Genomic DNA, 18,837 nt, shown 5'->3' with positions numbered 1-18,837 from the left:
AAGAGGCTGCTAGCTTAACGGAAAAATATATGGACATACCCTTAATAAGCTCCTCCGTGCAAGAGGAAGTAAAGCGACGATTAGCTGCGGTAGAGCAGGAGCATGGCGTTAAGATTCTATTTTGTTGTGAGTCAGGAAGTAGAGCTTGGGGATTTGCTTCGCCTGACTCTGACTACGACGTCCGCTTTATCTATGTCCGGCCTCAAGATTGGTATCTTTCCTTTGACGTTGAAACAAGGAAAGATGTTATTGAATACCCAATAGTCGATGAAATTGATTGCAGCGGGTGGGATCTGCGCAAGGCGCTCTACCTTTTTACCAGGACAAATGGTGCACTGCTCGAATGGTTAAATAGTCCCATCCGGTACATGGAGAGGGGAGATCTGGCAGCTCGGTTAAGGAGTCTGGCGCCGCAGGCCATTAATGATGTGGCGCTCTGCTACCACTACAGTCATATGGCGAGAAACAACGCTAGAGAACATTTGGGTAAAGCCAAGGTCAAGATGAAGAAATACTTCTACGTTCTCAGGCCCTTGCTAGCAATCCGATATATTCAGGCGGGGCGGGGAATTCCTCCGGTCGAGTTTGAGAAGCTCATGGATGCGGTCGTACCCACCGAGATCAAGGGGGATATCGAAGCATTGCTGGAGCAGAAGCGCAGGACGCCAGAGTTCGGTCTGGGGGATAGGGTGGAGGGAATAGAGAGGTTTGTGACGTCAGAGTTCGAAAGTCACAACGAGCAGTTTAAGGGGCAGGGTCGGCCGGATATCCTCGAGGGGAAAAGAGTCCGAGAAGCGCTCAACGAGATATTCCGAAATTCAGTGCATAGCAGTTGGGCGTAGCGGGACCAGGGAAGGCATGCCGCCTGGCTGGGCTTGGATGGCATGACCGGGCTCTGCTTGAGCCAATCGCGGCTGCTTCCTCCTGAAACACCAAGACGAACTACCTTAAAAACTGGATAATGCCGCGGCTTAACCCGCTCGCCGCCAAATCCTCTAATTCCGGTAGTCCCCGCATGGAAATCAACGTCAACTTCCTCGACAACCTCCGCCTGGAAGCTAAGTTCGATGACTTCACCGTCATCACCGACCAGCCGATCCGCTATAAGGGCGATGGCTCGGCGCCGAGTCCGTTCGATTATTTCCTGGCGTCTTCTGCGCTGTGTGCGGCCTACTTCGTGCGTGTGTACTGCCTGGCGCGGGATATCCCCACGCACAACATCCGCCTGTCGCAGAACAATATTGTCGACCCGGAGAACCGCTACAACCAGATCTTCAAGATCCAGGTGGAGCTGCCGGAGGATATCTCGGAGAAGGATCGCCAGGGCATCCTGCGCTCCATTGACCGCTGCACGGTCAAGAAGGTGATCCAGACCGGGCCGGACTTCCAGATCGAAGTGGTGGAAAACCTGGCCGAGGATGCCCAGGCCCTGCTGATGGTGGAGCCGGATGCTGAGCACCGGACCTTTATCGAGGGCAAGGACCTGCCGCTGGAGCAGACCATCGCCAACATGACCAGGATTCTGGCGGACCTGGGCATGAAGATCGAGATCGCCTCTTGGCGCAATATCGTGCCCCATGTGTGGTCGCTGCACATCCGCGATGCGGCCTCGCCCATGTGCTTTACCAACGGCAAGGGCGCCACCAAGGAGGCGGCGCTGTGTTCGGCGCTGGGCGAGTTCATCGAGCGCCTGAACTGCAATTTCTTCTACAACGACCAGTTCTTTGGTGAGGAGATTGCCAATAGCGAGTTCGTGCATTACCCGAATGAAAAATGGTTTGTGCCGGGGCCCGACGACGAGCTGCCCGAAGAAATCCTCGATGACTACACCCGTGCTATCTACAACCCGGATGGCGAGCTGGGCGGTTCCAACCTGATCGATACAAACTCCGGGCGCGCCGACCGCGGTATCTGCTCGCTGCCGTTTGAACGACGGTCCGACGGTGAAGTGGTGTACTTCCCCTCCAACCTGATCGAGAACCTGTTCCTGAGCAACGGGATGAGCGCCGGTAATACATTGCCGGAGGCGCAGGTGCAGTGCCTGTCGGAAATTTTCGAGCGGGCGGTGAAGAAGGAGATCATCGAACAGGAGATCGCCCTGCCGGATGTGCCGGCGGAGGTGCTGGCAAAATACCCGGATATCGTTGAGGCCATCGAAGAGCTGGAGAAACAGGGCTTTCCGATCCTAGTCAAGGACGCCTCCCTGGGCGGTCGCTTCCCGGTGATGTGTGTGACGCTGATGAATCCGCGCACCGGTGGCGTGTTCGCTTCCTTCGGCGCGCACCCCAGTTTTCATGTAGCGCTGGAGCGCAGCCTGACCGAGCTGATGCAGGGCCGCAGCTTCGAGGGCCTGAACGACGTGCCGCCGCCCACGTTCAATAGCCACGCGGTACAGGAGCCCAATAACTTCGTCGAGCATTTTATCGATTCCACCGGTGTGGTGTCGTGGCGCTTCTTCAGCGCCAGATCGGAATATGAATTCGTCGAATGGGATTTCTCCGGTGCGCATAAGGATACGAACCAGACCGAGGCCGAGCGCCTGTTCCAGATCCTCGAGGAGTTGGGCAAGGAAGTGTACATGGCCGTCTACGAAGACCTGGGCGCGCCCGCCTGCCGTATCCTGGTGCCGGGATATTCCGAGGTGTACCCGGTGGAGGATCTAATCTGGGACAACACCAACAAGGCACTGGATTACCGTGAGGATATCCTCAACCTCCACCGCCTGAGCGATGATGAACTGGAAGACCTGGTGGAGCGCCTCGAAGAGAGCCAGATCGACAACTACGAAACCATCATTACCCTGATCGGCGTCGAGTTCGATGAGAATACGGTCTGGGGCCAGCTGACCGTACTGGAGCTGAAAATCCTGATTTACCTGGCGCTGCAACGACACGATGAAGCGCAGGAGCTGGTGGAAATGTTCCTGCAGTACAATGACAACACCGTCGAGCGTGGCCTGTTCTACCAGGCGGTCAATGCTGTGCTCGAGATCACCCTGGATGATGAGCTGCGGCTTGACGATTACCTCACCAATCTGCGCCGGATGTTCGGAGCGGACGTGATGGATGCAGTCGTCGGCTCAGTGAATGGCAGCGTGCGCTTCCATGGCCTGACGCCAACCAATATGGAGCTGGAAGGTCTGGATCGGCACTTGCGGCTGATCGAGAGTTACAAGAAACTGCACAGAGCACGGGCTGCAATCAATACAGGTGCTGTTGATAATTGAAGAGTGGGCTGCGAGTAGACAGGACTGTCCCGCTCCCCTGAGAATAACCTGGAAATAGACAAGGACGTCATATGAAAACAGTCTGCGCAGTCTTATTCTGCTGGGTTGCTCTGCTGTGTGGCTGTACTTATGCGGGTGCGGTGCTTGATGAAGAGGTCCATGAAGTGCTGAAGCGCGATCAGTCTGCCTCCGTCAACGAGCCGCGTAAGAAAACCAATGATTTCGCCGAATTGGGACTGTTGTTCGATGCGGCGATTTTAAAAACGATTCTGATATCCGATAGGCCGCAGGAAAAGCCATCGGCCGATGTTCCCACCTATTGCTATCCACCCTTCAAACAGGTGTGTTCCGCCAGAGACAATATATGCATCTGCAAGCACGATGACGCGTCAGTTGTGGGCGTTCAGCAAAAGGATGCGCCGGGAGATCAACCCGAATAAACCGCTTACAGGGGGTTGTCAGTCACATAGCCGTTTCGGCCTGAGCAGGCTTCGGGGTAGCCGTACTGATTTGTTGTCCTACCAATTCAGCTTGTTGGTCAAGTCGATAAAGCCGGTAATGGTCAACCTGCCCTGGACGGCGTTGTCGGACAATCTCTCTGTCCTCCCAACGATCCCGGAATGCAACAAACTGGCCGGGTAAAACGTCACCCGGTTGAACCGCGCCTCCACTTCGCCAACCTTCTCGTACCAGTCCCCGCATTCGCTCGCATAGCCGGGTTGCACCTGCTCCAGGTGTTTGCCCGCCTGTGCCTGGTAGGCGGTGACACGGTCATCGAGAATATTTTCGAAGCCGCTCTCTCTGTGCCGAAAAAAAGCGGTGCCGCGAAAAGGTTTGTCGCAGAGGTAATGCAGCATGGCCAGCTGCCGGCCATGGGTGGCATCGAAATGGGGCAGGGACTGGATCGGCTGCAGTTCCGTGGGTGGTTTGGTGACCATGGAATAACAGCAGAACGCATTCGTGATTGCCGCACTGGCGAGACCGTTGCGGGTATCCAAGTCATAGGCTTGCTCCAGCGCGTCGGCCACTTTCTCCAATAGTGGACTGAGGTAATCTGCCGGCACCTGGGCGCGCATCCCGGGGTAGTAGGGGTTCTCGCGCAACCACTGGCTGTTACGGGCAGCGCGGACCAGTTGCTCCGGTTGGGGATGCGCATCGTCGATGATCACGATGGGAGTCTGCTCATTGCCGAGCCGTTCGATACTGACCTGCATTTGCCTGTGCGCTCGCTAAAACCGGCCTTCATTATGCCTGAGCCGGTTTCGATTGGCAGGGCAGAGGACGCGTGCCCTGCGCCCACAAAAAAGCCCGCCGGGTGGCGGGCTGTCGGAGGCGGAAATCCGCAGGGTCAGAGGCTGGCGGATTCCGGGGCAGCGGCGGCCTTGTCGGCTTCCTCTGCCTCGGTTTTCTTCGCATAGCCATCTTCATCCAGCTCGACGATGGGCATGCCCAGTGCTTCCACATCCTCGCGGATGCTGGCTGCATCGCCGACCACCACGATCGCCATGTCCTGCGGCTGCAGTACATCGGTGATGACCTTGTTGAGGGTCTTGCGGTCGGTCTCCTGCAGGATGGCGTTCTGCTGTGAACGGTAGTCCAGCGGCAGGTCGTAGCGCAGGATGTTGTTGAGCAGGCCGAGCTTGGCAGCCGGCGTCTCATAGCTGCGCGCTTCCTGCTGACCGATGGCGGAACGCAGGTAATTGAACTCCGCTTCAGTCATGCCGTCCTTGTCGAAGGCCTCCAGCTCGGTGAGCACTTCGTTCAGGGCATCGGCGGTCGCATCCATCTTCACCTCGGAACTGAACATGTACATGCCCTCCTGCGGCTCGCCCATCAGGTAGGTGCGGGCGCCGTAGGTGTAGCCCTTGTCTTCCCGCAGGTTCAGGTTGATGCGGCTGTTGAAGTTGCCTCCCAGCGGGAAGTTGCCCAGGTAGGCGAGGTAGTAATCACCCAGGGCATCGTAAGCCAGGGCGTGCTGGCCGACCCGAAGGCTGGACTGAGCGGCGCCTTCCTTGTTGACCAGGTATACGGTGCGGCCGTCGATCTTCGGCTTTTGCAGCGCAATGGCAGCGCGAGCCGGTTCGGACACCTTCAGCTTGGCCAGGCCATCGAGCGCCTTGACGATGGTGTCGTGGGGCAGGCTGGTGCTGACGGTGACGCCGCTCAGATGCGAGGGGAAGTTGACCTTGTAGTAACCCTTGACGTCCTCCAGGGTGATCTTGGCCACGGTATCCGGCAGGCCGCCCATGGGGAAGCTGAGCGGATGTTCAGTGCCGCGCATCACCGCGCCAACAGCGCGGGTAGCGAGGCCCTGCGGGGTCTTGCGCGACTGCTGCAGGCCCTCGATGGTCTGCTGTTTGATGCGGGCGAAGTCCTCCTCGGTAAAGGCCGGTTTGAGGATCCGTTCCATCATCAGCGGCATGGCCTCGTCCAGGTGCTTGGCCAGCACGTTGAGGGTGACGGTGGTTTCATACTGGCCCGGGTCGACACTGATGGAAGCGCCGAGGCGGCTCAGGGCTTCGGCAAACTCCGCCGCGCTGCGCTCGGTGGTGGTCTCGGTCATCAGCGACGTCATCAGTGCAGTCAGGCCGGCTTTGCCGCGGGGCTCGTCGCGCTGGCCCACATCGAAGACCGCGCGCACGGTCACGGTCGGAGTCTCGTCATTCTGTACCGCCAGCAGGCGCACACCGTTTTCCAGCTTGCCGTCGGTGATGGTGGGCAGCTCAACCTGCGGGTTGACGCCTGCGGTAGGCTGCACGCTGCGGTCGAAGTCATCTTTCACCGGGCGCAGGGCGAGAGCCTCGTCGTCGTCACCGTAGCTTTCCGGAATGGTGCGTTTCCATTCGTAATTCTGTTCGGCGGCGGCCAGTTCCGGCTTGCCGTTTGGTACGACGCTCAGCAGTACCGCAGGCTTGTCGGCGATGTACTGGTCGAATACGCGCGTGACGTCAGCGGTTTCGACGGACAGATACGCCTCGATCTCTGCATCAATGCCTTTGGGACTGCCGGTGAAGGTTTCGAAGGCGGCCAGGGTGGACACTTTGCCGGCGACGGACTGCAGGCCGAACACACGGCTGGCTTCGTAACCGGCCTTGAACTTGACCAGATCATCTTCGCTCACGCCGCGCTCGACGAATTCCACCAGGGTGTCACGCACTGCCTGCTCAAGCTCTGCCAGTGACTCGCCGGAGGCGGGGTTCTGCACAACAAAGAACCACATCTCGCAGGCCAATTCGCGACAGGGATGGAAGACACTGGCCTGTACTGCGCGGCCGGTCTGCACCAGGCGCTGGTAGAGCATGGAGTCCTGTCCCTGGCCGAGGATCTCTGCGGCGGCATCCAGGGCCGGCTCGTCCGGGTGGTTGTAGTGCACGGTAGGGATCATCATCGCCAGCGCCGGCAGGTGGATGTTGTCCTCCAGCGTCACGTAGCGATCGGATTCGAGCGAGGCGGGCTGCTTGGGCAGGTTTTCGACTTCCGGGCCTGCAGGAATAGGGCCGAAGTACTTCACCACCCACTCCAGGGTCTTGGCCTTGTCGATGTCGCCACCGATGGTCAGGGTGGCATTGTTGGGGCCGTACCAGCGCAGGAAGAAGCGCTTCAGGTCATTCAGGTCGGCCCGGTTCAGATCCTCGAGCCAGCCGATCACCGGCCAGGAGTAGGGGTGGCCATCCGGGTACATGGCGGCATCCAGGGTTTCCCTCACTCGCCCGTAGGGGCGGTTATCTACCCGCTGGCCGCGCTCGTTCTTGACGGTCTCACGCTGAACCTCGAATTTCTCCTCGGTCACCGCATCCAGGAACACGCCCATACGGTCGGCTTCCAGCCACAGCACGGTTTCCAGCTGGTTGGCCGGTACGGTCTCGTAATAGTTGGTGCGGTCGGTGTTGGTGCTGCCGTTCAGGGTGCCACCGGCTTCATTGATGATGCGGAAGTGTTCCTCATCGCCAACGTTTTCCGAGCCCTGGAACATCATGTGCTCGAAGAAGTGGGCAAAGCCGGAACGGCCCGGGTCCTCACGGTTCGAGCCCACGTGGTAGGTCACATCCACGTGCACCAGCGGGTCTGAATTGTCTTCGTGCAGGACCACGGTCAGGCCGTTATCGAGTTTGTACTTGCTGTACGGGATGGCGATTTCGGCCCCATCGCCGTCGAAGCTCTCCACGTGGGTGACTCCGGCGGGCAACGCAGTGGCGGCTGCGGCGGCAGTGTCTTTGGTGGAGGTTTGCGAGGCCGGATCCTCGGGCCCCTTGCTGCACGCAGCGAGCAGTGCGGCAGTGAAAATCAGTGCGATTCTGGTTGGGTGCATGGTGGTAGAAAGCTCTTCTTTATGAGAATTAGGGGCGCTTTTTGTCACGCGGAACCCAAGATCCTAACACAGCGATTTTGGAGGGCGACGGGACCGGCGCCAGTTGCTCGCGAATACCCGGCACTTCGTCGCAGGGCGGGTTGCCAGTGAATACCAGTGAATCAGAGTGCCCCGAGATAGGCGCTGCCGCCCAGCTGCCGGACCTGCCGGTTGATGGTCGCGGCGCGGTTGCGCACATAGTGGGACGGGTGCTGGGCCGACATGCGTCTGGGGTTGGGCAGCACTGCTGCCATGCGCCCCGCCTGCCAGCTGCTGAGGTAGCGCGCAGAGGTGCCGAAGAAGCGCTGAGCCGCCGCCTGGGCGCCGTAAACCCCCTCTCCGAATTCGGCGATATTCAGGTACACCTCCAGAATCCGCTCCTTCGGCCACAGCAGTTCCATCAATACGGTAAACCAGGCCTCCAGGCCCTTGCGCAGGTAACTGCGGCCGTGCCACAGGAACAGGTTCTTGGCGGTCTGCTGGGTAATGGTGCTGGCTCCGCGAGGGCGCTTGCGGTCTTCTCGCAGCGCCTGTTTCAGTGCCGCGAAATCGAAGCCGAAATGATGGGCAAATTTCTGGTCTTCCGCTGCGATCACGGCCATCTGCAAATGGGGCGAGATCCGCTCCAGCGGCTGCCACTCCTGCCGCGCCTCGCGGCCATTGCCCAGCTCCCAGGCCACTATCACTGCCGAAGAGGGCGGGTCGATCCAGCGCAGGGCCAGTACCAGCAGGGCGCTGAGGCACACAAAGGCGGCAATGAGAGCGAGACCGAGTCTGGCAGTGCGTTTCAGGAGGCGATGCATGGTGGGCCCGGGGTCGTACATCTTGAGTCTTCCCTGAGACGCCCGACGGAGATGGAGGTTCCGTCGCCGGCGATTTCCGGGGGGCAGGCGCAGTCATTCCCCCATTTTTGGCGCGATCCCGCTCTCTCTAGTAGAGTTGGCAGCTGGTTTCACCGACCCTGAAAATCGGTCACCTTTCCATAAACAGAACAACAAAGGTGTGACTCCGTGAATCGATTCACCCGGCGCAATTTCCTCAAGGGTGCGCTCGCCACTACCGGCGGTGTGCTGGTATCCACCCCGCTACAGGCCATGAGCCGCCCACAACTGCCCTCTGAAGTCGGCTTTACCCACGGTGTCGCCAGTGGCGATCCCCTGCAGGATGCGGTGATCCTGTGGACCAGGGCCACGCCTGCGTCATCACTCGCGCGGGATGAACCGGTCACGGTGACCTGGGAGCTGGCCCGGGACCGGGCGTTCACCGACGTGTTGCGCCGGGGCAGTGCCGAGACCGGCGCCGGGCGCGATTACACCATCAAGATCGATGTGCAGGGGCTGGAACCGGATACCACCTATTACTACCGGTTTCTCGGCGCTCTTGAGCAGAGCCCGGTGGGGCGCACCCGGACCCTGCCCGCTGATGGAGTGGAGCAGGTCAGGCTGGCAGTGTTCTCCTGCTCCAATTACCCGGCCGGTTACTTCAACGCCTACGCGCTTGCTGCTGAGCGCGGCGACTGGGATGCGGTGCTGCACCTCGGGGACTACATCTACGAGTACCCGGCGAACGGCTATGCCACAGAACACGCGGCAGAAATCGGCCGCGCGCTGCCGCAGGACAATGCCGGTGAACTACTGACCCTGGTGGACTACCGCAAGCGCTATGCGCTCTACCGCACCGATACCGGCCTGCAGGCACTGCATGCGGCAGCGCCGTTTATTGCTGTCTGGGACGATCACGAAGTGGCCAACGATACCTGGAAGGGCGGGGCGGAGAACCACAGCCCGGAAGAGGGCAATTTCTTCGAGCGCCGCGCGGCGGCGATCCAGGCCTATTACGAGTGGCTGCCCATCCGCCCGCCCATGGGCGAGACCAAGCCGCAGATCTACCGCAGCTTCCGTTTCGGCGACCTGCTCGACCTGCATATGCTCGATACCCGCATCATCGGTCGCGACGAGCAGCTGCAGTTTTCCCGCTACCTGCGCGAGGATGGCAGCTTCGACGAGCGCGGCTTCGGTGCTGCGCTGGCCGATCCGGGGCGGACCCTGCTCGGTCCGACGCAGCGCAACTGGCTGGCGGAGACACTGCAGCGTTCCAGCGGCCACTGGCAGCTGCTGGGCCAGCAGGTGCTGATGGGCAGGATGCACCTGCCGGCGGAAATCCTGATGAGTTATTACAGCCGTGGCCAGAAACCGGATCCGACCCGCGAGCTGGTGCAGCTGAAGGCGGGCAGCCTGCAGGGCAGGCCCCTGAGCGAAAGCCAGCGCGCCCGTCTCGAGCAGCGGGTGCCCTACAACCTGGATGGTTGGGACGGCTACGGGGTTGAGCGCGAGGCGTTGTACCGCCATGTGAGTGAGCTGGGCAAAAACCTGGTGGTGGTGGCCGGTGATACCCACAACGCCTGGTACAACCAACTGAGGGATGACAGCGGGCAGTTGGTGGGTGTGGAGTTTGCCACACCCAGCGTGACCTCGCCGGGGATGGAGACCTACCTGAACCTGGATGAAATGGCCGCGCGGGAGCTGGCACAGGGCATGCCGGTACTGATCGATGATCTGCAGTACTGCAACCTGCACCAGCGGGGATTCATGGCGCTCACCGTTACCCGTGAAGAGGTGCAGGCGGAATGGACCTTCGTGGATAACATCGACAGTAACGAATTCGCCGAGGCCGGCAGCCACCGGGTTGTCCATCGCCTGGGGTAAAAGGCTCGGGTTTTAGAGCGCTTTGCTGTCAGTCATCTTCAGTCAACCCGATAGGGCAGCTGCCGCAGGATATTGCCTGCCGGCGCATAGTTGCAGGTGACGATGGTCCTGAACCTGCCCGAGGGACAATGATAGATCCCGCAGCCGACAGCACGCGGTAGCCTGCGGCCCTGCCCATCAAAGGCATCGACCGAATTCCAGATCAGCTGCGTGTAGTGCCCGGCTTTCAGGTCACTGAATGGCTCGAAGCGAAAATCCTTTGCTTCCCCCGCCTAGCTTTCCACCGCCAGCTTCAACGCTTCCGCCTCAGGCAGGTGGGCAGAGTGATAGAAGATATTCTCCCCGATCGCCGGATAGGCCGGGTTGCCCCCCTCGGCGAGGAAGTCGGCCCGGCGACTCTTGTTATGGCCGCGCACGCTACTGCATTGCACAGCTGACCAGTTGAGAGCAACGCGCGCCAGCGCCGTATCGTGTACGAGCATCTCCACCGGTGGATTGGGTTTCGGGCTGTTGGGCAGCTGGCCGCTGTTGAGGTCTTGGCGGAGCTGGTTATGTAGCTTCAGTGCAAGACAATCGGTGGGGTTGCCGCAATTTTCACTGCCGGTCACCGTTTCGCCTATGGTGCTGAGGGCGGCGAGCAGCGGGAGCGAGACTAGTGCACGGATCATAAGTCTGTTCCGGAGCTCCAGAGATTTCAGGAGGGGCATAGCCTACCGCGCCCGCACGAAGCGCGAACTGTCTCTAGTAGCTAACCGGCGTCGGCGGTTAGCTGCTCGCCCTCGATTTCCGCCAACAATTGGAGCGCCCTCTCGGCCTGGGCTTCTGAATGCGCCCAATTGACCACGCGGGTTAGGAAAAACTGTGCGTCTTCCCTGAGACCGGCTTTCAGCGAGTATTCCCCAGCCAGCTGGTTGGCCGCCAGGCTGGCCGGGTTGCGTTTGATGACCCGCAGGATTTCATTCATGGCCGATTGCCTGCGGCCGAGCTCCCAGTAGACCTCGATCAGCAGTCTGCTCTCTCCATAGAGCGCGTCTGCCGCCTGTGCCGCTTCCAGATGATGCGCTGCTTCTGCCAGCAGTACCCTGCGATTGTCGGGATTCTTTTCGGCGAGATCGAACAGGGCATGGCCAAGGTGTGCGTGGCCGGCGCCACTCAGCTCCGGGTCTTCCATCAGCCTAGAGATCAGTGCGGCCTCGGTGCCGACCTCATCCGACTCGTGGCCCTGGACAATAGCCAGTGCGGCAAGGCCCTCGCCGTCGAGTGATTTCCGGTTGTCAGCCAGCAGCTCGCTGGCATAGTCCCAGTCTCCGCCGGCAAGAGCCAGTCGCACTTTGATATTGACCAGATCCCCATTGCTCAGCGGGCTGACATCTACGGACTGCTCGACATCGGGTAGGGGCATAGCAATGGCATTCAAGTGCCTTTGCCGGGCGTAGCGTCGCATTTCGTTCGCGATCGCCTTGGCATCCTCACCCATTTCTTCGAAAAAGACCTCAGCCGCTTTTTCACCCTGGGTATACCGAAGCAGGTACTGCTTCAGGGCATCGGAACGATCGTCCATACCATTGGCCGCGCCCAGTATCATGCGGTGCGTCAGCAGCCACGCAGTCGCATAAAAACGGCCGGTAAACTGGTTATTGCCGAACTTGCCTTCAGGCTCCAGCAGTGAGGCCAGCGGCAGCGTATTCTCGCGCGCGAGCCAGCCCCGGCGTATCTCTGGCACGCCACCAATAATCGCTTTGCCATCCTTGAATTCCAGTGTGGAATAAAACTCGGCGATGCCTTCGCTGTACCAGCGCGGGTAGACGAAGTTGCCCAGCCGGTAGGTCAGGTAGTGGACATACTCGTGAAAGAAGATCGAATCCTTGCCGCCCGGGCCGACCACCATCAAGGGGTAACCGAGGCGGTCCCGGTAGAAGCCTCCACTGTTGGTGGTGAATTTGCGCAGCTGCCACTTGCTCTTGAACAGGTAGACCTCAAACGGGACGTCTACCGAGTCCTCCGGCACTCCGAGCAGTTCATGGATCGACTGTTTGAATAACTCAAACCGGCGGATCTTTTTCAGGGTGGTCTTCTCGGAGTAGTCCGAGTAGACGATAAAGTTGCCGGATTCGTATTTGCGCCAGCCGGAATCTGCACTAGCGGGTAGGGAAAACCCCGTCACGAGAGCGACAAAGAGCGCAAGGAACATTGCCTGCATCGGTACTGCATCCTCCATGTGTAGCACTGGCTCTACAGCTACCGGCGCAGCACCTGGCCCGGGGAAAATCAGTATTTACCCGGGCGCAGGTAGGTGGTTGTTGGACGTACAAATTACAAGAGTGCCGGCCGCGGGGCAATGATGGGGCGCGGCGGGTGCATGGGTATTACTCAGTGACGAGTGTCCGACACTCGTAGAAGTCTTCCCCTTCCTCGCCCAGCACGGACGCCAGACCCGGCAGCAGTTCCTGCATGTCCCCCAAGAGCATCCACGGCGGATTGATCACGATCATGCCTGCCGACGTCATGCCGGGGCCATCACTGTCCGGAGCGATGCCGAGCTCGAACTGGACTACGTTGCGGATACCGGACGTTGTGATCTGGCGCTCCAGCTGTTCGATACGAGCACGCTCTACCACCGGGTACCAGAGTGCGACGGTGGCGCTGGGCATACGCCGATAGATCAGCTTCAGGGCATCGATCACCCGCTGGTAATCCTGCTTCATCTCATAAGGTGGGTCGATGAGGATGCATGCCCGTCGGGACTGGGTCGGCAGCAGCCCCATCAACGCCCGGAAGCCATCTTCCTGGCGGATATGCACGTTTGGCCCACTGCAGGTGCGGCGCAGTTCCACTACATCGCTGGGGTGCAGTTCATACAGCCAGGCTTTGTCCTGTGGCCGCAGCATGCTGCGGGCGATGGCTGGTGAGCCGGGGTAGACTCGCAGGCGCTCGTCCGGGTTGTGGGACCAGATCTGCTCCAGGTAGGTCTGGAGGGTCGCCACATCCGGGGTGCTCTGCAGCAGGCGCCCGATGCCATTGCGGTATTCGCTGTTCTTGGCTGCCATCGCGCTTTGCAGTCGGTAGAGCCCGGCACCGGCGTGGGTATCGATGTAGTCGAAGGGTTTTTCCTTCTTCTGCAGGTAAGTGAGGATTTCCACCTGCACGAGGTGCTTCAGCACGTCGGCAAAATTGCCGGCGTGGAAGGCATGGCGATAACTGAGCATGGGACCCGTCTGAAAAATCTCGGATGGACAATCGGGCCTGTGGCCGGGGAGCGGCCGACGCGGCTGTTGGGAGTAGCCTTGGATGACGGGCCGGAACCGGCCCACCAGGGATCTCGCGCGGATTTTGTGCTGGTTTGGGGTGGGTGTAAACAAAATTTGGGCGGGGGGCGAAGTGTGGGGCGGGTGCCGGGGAAACGGGGTGACTGGGTGGGTTTTGGGGAGGCTGCGGGGGGAGGATTCGCTCCCGTTGGTCGCGGCTCTCCGCTTCGCTCCGGGTAACTTCGCGCTATCGCGCTCGTTGGTCTCCGGCTCGTTCTCATTTCAGGGTGGACGGGCGTTTTAGGTAGGGCTGGGGGTGCGGCGGGGAGAGGATTAGCTCCCTTCGGTCGCTGCTCTACAGCGGCGTTGCCGCTTCCGAGTCGAACGGAGGTTCGAATCTGGGCCCTCCGACGATCCATATACAAGAAAGGCCACCCGATGGGTGGGGGGGGTTAGAGGATTAGCTTCGCCCTTTGGGCTCGCTGGTCTCCGGCTCGTTCTGCTCGAAAAGGTCAGGGTGGACGGAGCCTCTAGGTAGGGTGAGCCTGCTGCGGGGAGAGGATTAGCTCCCTTCGGTCGCTGCTCTACAGCGGCGTTGCCGCTTCCGAGTCGAACGGAGGTTCGAATCTGAGCCCTCCGACGATCCATATACAAGAAAGGCCACCCTTTGGGTGGCCTTTCTTGTATATGGCCCGCCCGAGAGGATTCGAACCTCTGACCTCTGCCTCCGGAGGGCAGCGCTCTATCCAGCTGAGCTACGGGCGGAAAACTTTGCTTGTCTGTCGGCGCTGTGCCTGTTTCGGGGCGGGAAGCCTTTGGCTTCCGGCAGCGCTCCCCTCGCTTTGCTCGGGTCCGGCCACCAATCACAGATTGGCGGCGTTCGGCGGCGTGCAAGGCGGTGCCTTGCCTACACTTGCCTCACCCAGCTGAGCTACGGGCGGAAAACTTTGCTTGTCTGGCGGCCCTGAGGCCGGCGAGGACGCGGATTATACAGAAGGGGTGGGGGTGGGCAAAGGGGCTCGGGGCGATTTCCTTTTGCGCTGCCCTTCGCACCGGGCGGCACAATGCTTATAATGCGCGGCTGGTAGAAGTGTGCGGCAACAAGCCGGAAGTCTACAGGCTGCAACGGTGGCCTCTAGGGGGAGAGAAATGAAGAGTATTGTAGGTATCGTGGCAGCCCTGGCTCTGGGTGCTGCAGCAGCAGTAGCGCAGTCCGTAGATGAGCAGATTGCCGAGCGTCTGGGCGCGCCAGACAGCGTTTGCATGCAGGGTGATGAGTGCGCTGCTGCGGCTCCGGCAGCGACTGCATCCGCGGGTGGCGGCACCCGCTCTGGTGAGGAAGTTTACAACGGTGCCTGCGGAACCTGTCATGCAGCCGGTGTTGCCGGCGCCCCGAAGTTTGGTGACGCTGCGGCCTGGTCGTCGCGCATTGCCAAGGGCATGGAAACCCTGTATTCCAACGCCATCAACGGTATCAATGCCATGCCGGCTAAAGGGCTGTGTGCAGACTGCTCCGATGAGGAGATCCAGGCTGCCGTTGATTACATGGCAGAGAACAGCCAGTAAGCGACTGCTTACTTCGTTTCTGGAAAGGCCGCTCATCGAGCGGCCTTTTTTGTACCTTCAGGGGGGCTGCCTACTACTTGTGCCTCCTCTATCAGCCGCACCAATTGCGGCTTTACTCCCCGTAATCCCTCCGTTGCCTGTTGCGCACGCCAGGATCATTAGCGCGCCAAAATCCGACAAACAGGTGACAGCCTGTTGGCGAGCTGGTTAGATTCACGTTCCGTATCAAGGGCAATTTGGGGTTCTTGTTCTCCCTATGGGCCAATAAATAACCCTTTTAAGCCGTGAATGCACAGGAAGTGAGCTCTGATGTCCTATCAGTGGAGGAACAACCTGGCCTGTCAGGCCACCTACAAGATTCTCTCCGGGCGCCACAAGATGGATCAGTTCGATCCGGAGGATTACCCGTTGGCCCAGGCCGGCAACCTGAAGTTGCGTGACCTGCGTTTCCGCATCACCAGTACAGATGCCTTTGATGGCTTCGAGGCCAAACAGACCGCGCTGCTGTTCTTCCGAGCCCTGCGGGACGATTACAGTCCGAGGAAAGAAAGCCGGGAGATGACCAGCAATGACTTTCTCCTCACCCTGGTCGAGCTGTTCAGGAGCGACGAGAAGACCCTGACGGACCTCGCCGCGACGGTAGATGATTTCTGCAAGTTCGAGGATGAATTTTGATGAGGCAAGGAATAGCTGCCCTAGGCACCGCGCTGGCTGCCCTGCTCCTGACGGGCGTTACGGTGAGCGCAGAAGAGAGCCGTCAGGCGGAGTTCTCTCCGACGATCCTCAGCGCAGAATCAGACAGTACAGTGCTGGGCCTGAGTTATGAACTGGCCAGCTCCGGCCGCCGCAACTTTGCAGCGCCGCCAGCGCCGGACAGCGATGCGTGGGAAGACCCGGAAATCGATGCGCTGGAGTGGGGCTATATCCTCAAGGGTGTGCTGACGGGCAACCCGGATGACAACCCGGAGAACTTTGCTGAACTGGACCTGCATCTGAACTATTCGCGGCTGGCACTGGACCTGCCGGTGCAGGAATTCGGTGCGGTGTACAAGTACGAGGCGGACCAGTCGTTCGACAACAAACAGTCCCTGGTCGGCCTGCGCTATACGGCCCATATCAGCCGGATGGTCGCGGGCACCTATCGCACCAGCGGCGACCTGTTTGTCCGCGCGACCCTGGGCAAGGTCAGCCCGATCAGCGATGCGGCCCGGGAGGCTTTGCTGGGCGCTTCCATGGAGCGCTACAACCGCTGGGACGCCATCGCCCTGTACAAGCTGCCGACGCGTGACTGGCTCGGGGATTTCAGCGAGGACCTGGAAATCAGTTACCGCTACTTCGAGGAGATCAGCCCGCCCGATGCGGTGCGCGAGGCAGGGCTTGACAGCTTCGATTACCTGTCGGTGGTGCTGAACCTGAAGAACAACCTCTTCGTTGCCTATACAGAGGGGGAGCTACCAACCGATCTTGACGAGGACAAGACCTTCAAGCTCGGCTGGAGTTGGGAATTGGGCGAGCTGGTGCGCTGAGCCGGCTCCGGTTGCCTGCGTGGCTGGGAGCCCGGTTGGGTGCCATGAATACATGGCGTTATCCCAAGCCATTGACCACAGGCAGAGCTCTCCGACAGCAGCTCTGTCTAGCCTTCAGGCAAGCTGCATTGGGAGAGATCGCTGTAATTTGGATGAAAAAAGGTCAGTGAGTTGTTCTTATACCCGCCATCCTCTGTCCCAAAAGCAGCGCGCTCTTTCCAGACCAGTGCCAGTTGATTTGACGGGCGGAGACTGAAGCTACCACCCATGTCTCCCCACTGGGCCATGGGACCGAAAGTGTCAAGCGGAGACCAGCCGGAAGCTTCGTCAAAGCAGAAAAGATAAAAATTGTCGAGAGCGGGAACGTGCATAACCCAGCTTCCGTTCGATGGCAAAGGTGGGTGGTCCAGTGTGGGGGTGGCAAACCCGATAGCCTTGAGGCTCTCCTGTTCACTCCACGACATATTGGAGTAGAGCCAAGTTGCTGAACCGGCTCCCAGGGAGTCAGCTACGAGCATCAGGGCTCTCTCACCGCTCCAGCTTAGCTCGATCTCGGTACCGACGCGCATCACTCCGTAGGCATAGATTTCCTGGAGTGACCAACCGTCGGTCTGGGTACGAGTGGCGACCTGCAGCCCAGATTCATTAAAGTCGAACTCGTCCCGTCTCGGAGCATAAGTGATAGGTATCGCGAGGCTTCCGGTTGCACTTATCGCAGGGCGTCTGGCGCCGCCTGCATCAAGAGGTGCAGGTATCTCCTCGACAACTATCTCGATTGGCTGCTCATCAAAATTGAAACGATGAGTCTGTAGTATTTTTTGGCCATCTTCCCTGTCAATGATTTTTGCCAGAGCAGCATAACCTTTGTGATTGGCATTCAGCGACCTGATATCACGAGGGAGCTCAATCAACTCCTGGGACCATATGCCATCTGGGGTACGTATTTTGCACTGGGTTAGCAAGACCGAGGTGTTGAGCCAGCAGACCATCAAGCTGCCTGATTCACTCTTGAAAAGGTAGTTTGGTTCGTAGAATGCGTCTTCTGTACTTTCGCTGAGGGTGACGAACGATGCCTGTCTTGTCTGAATATTGATATTGGCACTCATGGCTGCGGTGGGAGTGATCCAGAAGAGCGTTACGGTATTATCGCTAAACGCGCTTCTCAAGGCGCTGTTGTGTGACTTCAGCTCAAAATTCTGGAATACGTTAAATTTTTCTTCGAGAGAGTTTGTTGCCGTGTTGAAAACCTGCAGGTCCACTGTGAATTGACCGGAACTTGATCCGGTTAGGAGCGCGATATCACCTTTCTCGTTAGATGGCAGTCCAAAAGTGGTGAACCATGGTGCGTTGTTGAGTCTTTGTGCGTCTGAGCCGATGAGATAATAGTCTCCGACGGTAACTTCTCTTGTGCCGAGGTCAACACCTTCATAGTTCAGTGTTACTTCAGTATTACCAACTGAGCGAGGGGTGAGATGTCCGGTCAGAGGTGATCGATCAGGGTGCACTATGACTGAATAAAGTGTTCCAGAGAAGTCGGCGATATCCGGATCAGATGAGGTGTAAATGATGTCATCGAGAATCGAGAAGTCGGGTGCACCCTGAACTCTTGCGTGTGCATGCTTCAAAAAGGGCATGGCAGTGTTCTTTGGGAAGGTAATAGCCCGTTGTACCGTTTCAATCGAATGGATATAGGGTGAAACCGTAATGTCTATTGAATCTTTAAGGCCCTGATGCGAGGCGGTAATGGTGGCTGAGCCGGTTTCAAGAGGGTGTACGTAAGTTGTCCCATCAGTTGCCTCTATTTTGGCCACTGTGGTTGGGTCTACGGCCCACTCTGCTGAAGATGTTATGTCCTCGGATGATCCATCTGAGTAAATCAGTGACAGGGAAATTGCCTGTTTTTCCCCATAGTAAAGAAGTTCGGTGGTGCTCAGGGATATGCTGACTTTTTGAGCGGTCGGGGGGCTTTCAGTTTCTTCCTTGTTGCCTGAACCTGACGAGCTGCCACCCCCTCCGCAAGCGCACAGCAACAACGTAAGGGTGGTACTGACGGCAAATGTAATAAAGCGTCGAGAGAACTCTTTAATCGTCATTATCATTTTTCTAATGCAGATTTTTTGATTAGGCGTTATAGGTGCAGAAGAGCAGCATACACGCGAGTACACAGCGGAGTAGGTGCGCACCATGCAGTGCTGAGGGGGTTGCCCGGCCTGAGGATACA

General features: G+C 59.1%; 14 protein-coding genes and 1 tRNA gene. 7 read left to right on the top strand and 8 right to left on the bottom strand.

The window, feature by feature from the left end; all coding sequences use genetic code 11:
- The first annotated feature begins 29 nt into the window (after positions 1 to 29).
- The 3 genes from LVD12_RS12210 (at position 30) to LVD12_RS12200 (ending at position 3,666) form a co-directional block, all read left to right on the top strand.
- Complete coding sequence (locus LVD12_RS12210; protein WP_237068004.1) at positions 30 to 842, top strand: nucleotidyltransferase domain-containing protein; 813 nt, start codon at positions 30 to 32, stop codon at positions 840 to 842.
- 173 nt (positions 843 to 1,015) lie between these two features.
- On the top strand, positions 1,016 to 3,226 hold the full coding sequence (locus LVD12_RS12205) for an OsmC domain/YcaO domain-containing protein (protein WP_237068003.1): 2,211 nt from the start codon (positions 1,016 to 1,018) through the stop codon (positions 3,224 to 3,226).
- Positions 3,227 to 3,297: 71 nt separating this feature from the next.
- The gene (locus LVD12_RS12200) at positions 3,298 to 3,666 is read left to right on the top strand and encodes a hypothetical protein (RefSeq protein ID WP_237068002.1); all 369 of its coding nucleotides are present in this window, start codon (positions 3,298 to 3,300) and stop codon (positions 3,664 to 3,666) included.
- A 78-nt stretch (positions 3,667 to 3,744) separates the two neighbouring features.
- Here LVD12_RS12200 and LVD12_RS12195 read toward each other — a convergent pair whose 3' ends face one another.
- The 3 genes from LVD12_RS12195 to mtgA all read right to left on the bottom strand — a co-directional run bounded on the left by LVD12_RS12195 (position 3,745) and on the right by mtgA (position 8,398).
- Positions 3,745 to 4,440, bottom strand: coding sequence for a DUF6445 family protein (locus LVD12_RS12195; protein ID WP_237068001.1), 696 nt, complete (start codon positions 4,438 to 4,440; stop codon positions 3,745 to 3,747).
- 134 nt (positions 4,441 to 4,574) lie between these two features.
- Positions 4,575 to 7,535 carry a M16 family metallopeptidase gene (locus LVD12_RS12190; protein WP_237068000.1) on the bottom strand — a complete coding sequence of 987 codons (2,961 nt, stop codon included), beginning with the start codon at positions 7,533 to 7,535 and terminating at the stop codon, positions 4,575 to 4,577.
- Between the two features lie 161 nt (positions 7,536 to 7,696).
- A complete protein-coding gene (gene mtgA, locus LVD12_RS12185) occupies positions 7,697 to 8,398 on the bottom strand; it encodes a monofunctional biosynthetic peptidoglycan transglycosylase (RefSeq protein ID WP_237067999.1) in 702 nt (233 codons plus the stop codon).
- Between the two features lie 186 nt (positions 8,399 to 8,584).
- On the opposite strand from mtgA, the gene LVD12_RS12180 reads away from it, so the two are divergent.
- A complete protein-coding gene (locus LVD12_RS12180; RefSeq protein ID WP_237067998.1) occupies positions 8,585 to 10,279 on the top strand; it encodes an alkaline phosphatase D family protein in 1,695 nt (564 codons plus the stop codon).
- 272 nt (positions 10,280 to 10,551) lie between these two features.
- Here LVD12_RS12180 and LVD12_RS12175 read toward each other — a convergent pair whose 3' ends face one another.
- The 4 genes from LVD12_RS12175 to LVD12_RS12160 all read right to left on the bottom strand — a co-directional run bounded on the left by LVD12_RS12175 (position 10,552) and on the right by LVD12_RS12160 (position 14,289).
- The gene (locus LVD12_RS12175) at positions 10,552 to 10,947 is read right to left on the bottom strand and encodes a CAP domain-containing protein (protein ID WP_237067997.1); all 396 of its coding nucleotides are present in this window, start codon (positions 10,945 to 10,947) and stop codon (positions 10,552 to 10,554) included.
- Positions 10,948 to 11,027: 80 nt separating this feature from the next.
- Positions 11,028 to 12,497, bottom strand: a complete 1,470-nt coding sequence (locus LVD12_RS12170; RefSeq protein WP_237067996.1) for a hypothetical protein — start codon at positions 12,495 to 12,497, stop codon at positions 11,028 to 11,030.
- A gap of 148 nt (positions 12,498 to 12,645) precedes the next feature.
- Positions 12,646 to 13,485, bottom strand: a complete 840-nt coding sequence (locus tag LVD12_RS12165; protein WP_237067995.1) for a 23S rRNA (adenine(2030)-N(6))-methyltransferase RlmJ — start codon at positions 13,483 to 13,485, stop codon at positions 12,646 to 12,648.
- A gap of 727 nt (positions 13,486 to 14,212) precedes the next feature.
- A tRNA-Arg gene (locus LVD12_RS12160) sits at positions 14,213 to 14,289 on the bottom strand.
- A gap of 384 nt (positions 14,290 to 14,673) precedes the next feature.
- Between LVD12_RS12160 and LVD12_RS12155 the strand changes: the two genes are divergently transcribed.
- The 3 genes from LVD12_RS12155 to LVD12_RS12145 all read left to right on the top strand — a co-directional run bounded on the left by LVD12_RS12155 (position 14,674) and on the right by LVD12_RS12145 (position 16,616).
- A complete protein-coding gene (locus LVD12_RS12155) occupies positions 14,674 to 15,090 on the top strand; it encodes a c-type cytochrome (RefSeq protein WP_237067994.1) in 417 nt (138 codons plus the stop codon).
- Between the two features lie 309 nt (positions 15,091 to 15,399).
- The gene (locus tag LVD12_RS12150) at positions 15,400 to 15,765 is read left to right on the top strand and encodes a hypothetical protein (RefSeq protein WP_237067993.1); all 366 of its coding nucleotides are present in this window, start codon (positions 15,400 to 15,402) and stop codon (positions 15,763 to 15,765) included.
- A complete protein-coding gene (locus LVD12_RS12145) occupies positions 15,765 to 16,616 on the top strand; it encodes a hypothetical protein (protein ID WP_237067992.1) in 852 nt (283 codons plus the stop codon). Before LVD12_RS12150 ends, LVD12_RS12145 begins: the two co-directional genes overlap by 1 nt.
- A gap of 107 nt (positions 16,617 to 16,723) precedes the next feature.
- Here LVD12_RS12145 and LVD12_RS12140 read toward each other — a convergent pair whose 3' ends face one another.
- The gene (locus LVD12_RS12140; protein ID WP_237067991.1) at positions 16,724 to 18,709 is read right to left on the bottom strand and encodes an Ig-like domain-containing protein; all 1,986 of its coding nucleotides are present in this window, start codon (positions 18,707 to 18,709) and stop codon (positions 16,724 to 16,726) included.
- Positions 18,710 to 18,837: the final 128 nt, after the last annotated feature.

It is taken from the genome of Microbulbifer guangxiensis (assembly GCF_021729075.1).
In the GTDB taxonomy this organism is placed as follows: domain Bacteria; phylum Pseudomonadota; class Gammaproteobacteria; order Pseudomonadales; family Cellvibrionaceae; genus Microbulbifer; species Microbulbifer guangxiensis.
Note: the sequence above shows the minus strand (reverse complement) of the source record. Positions and strands in the feature narration are given on the sequence as shown.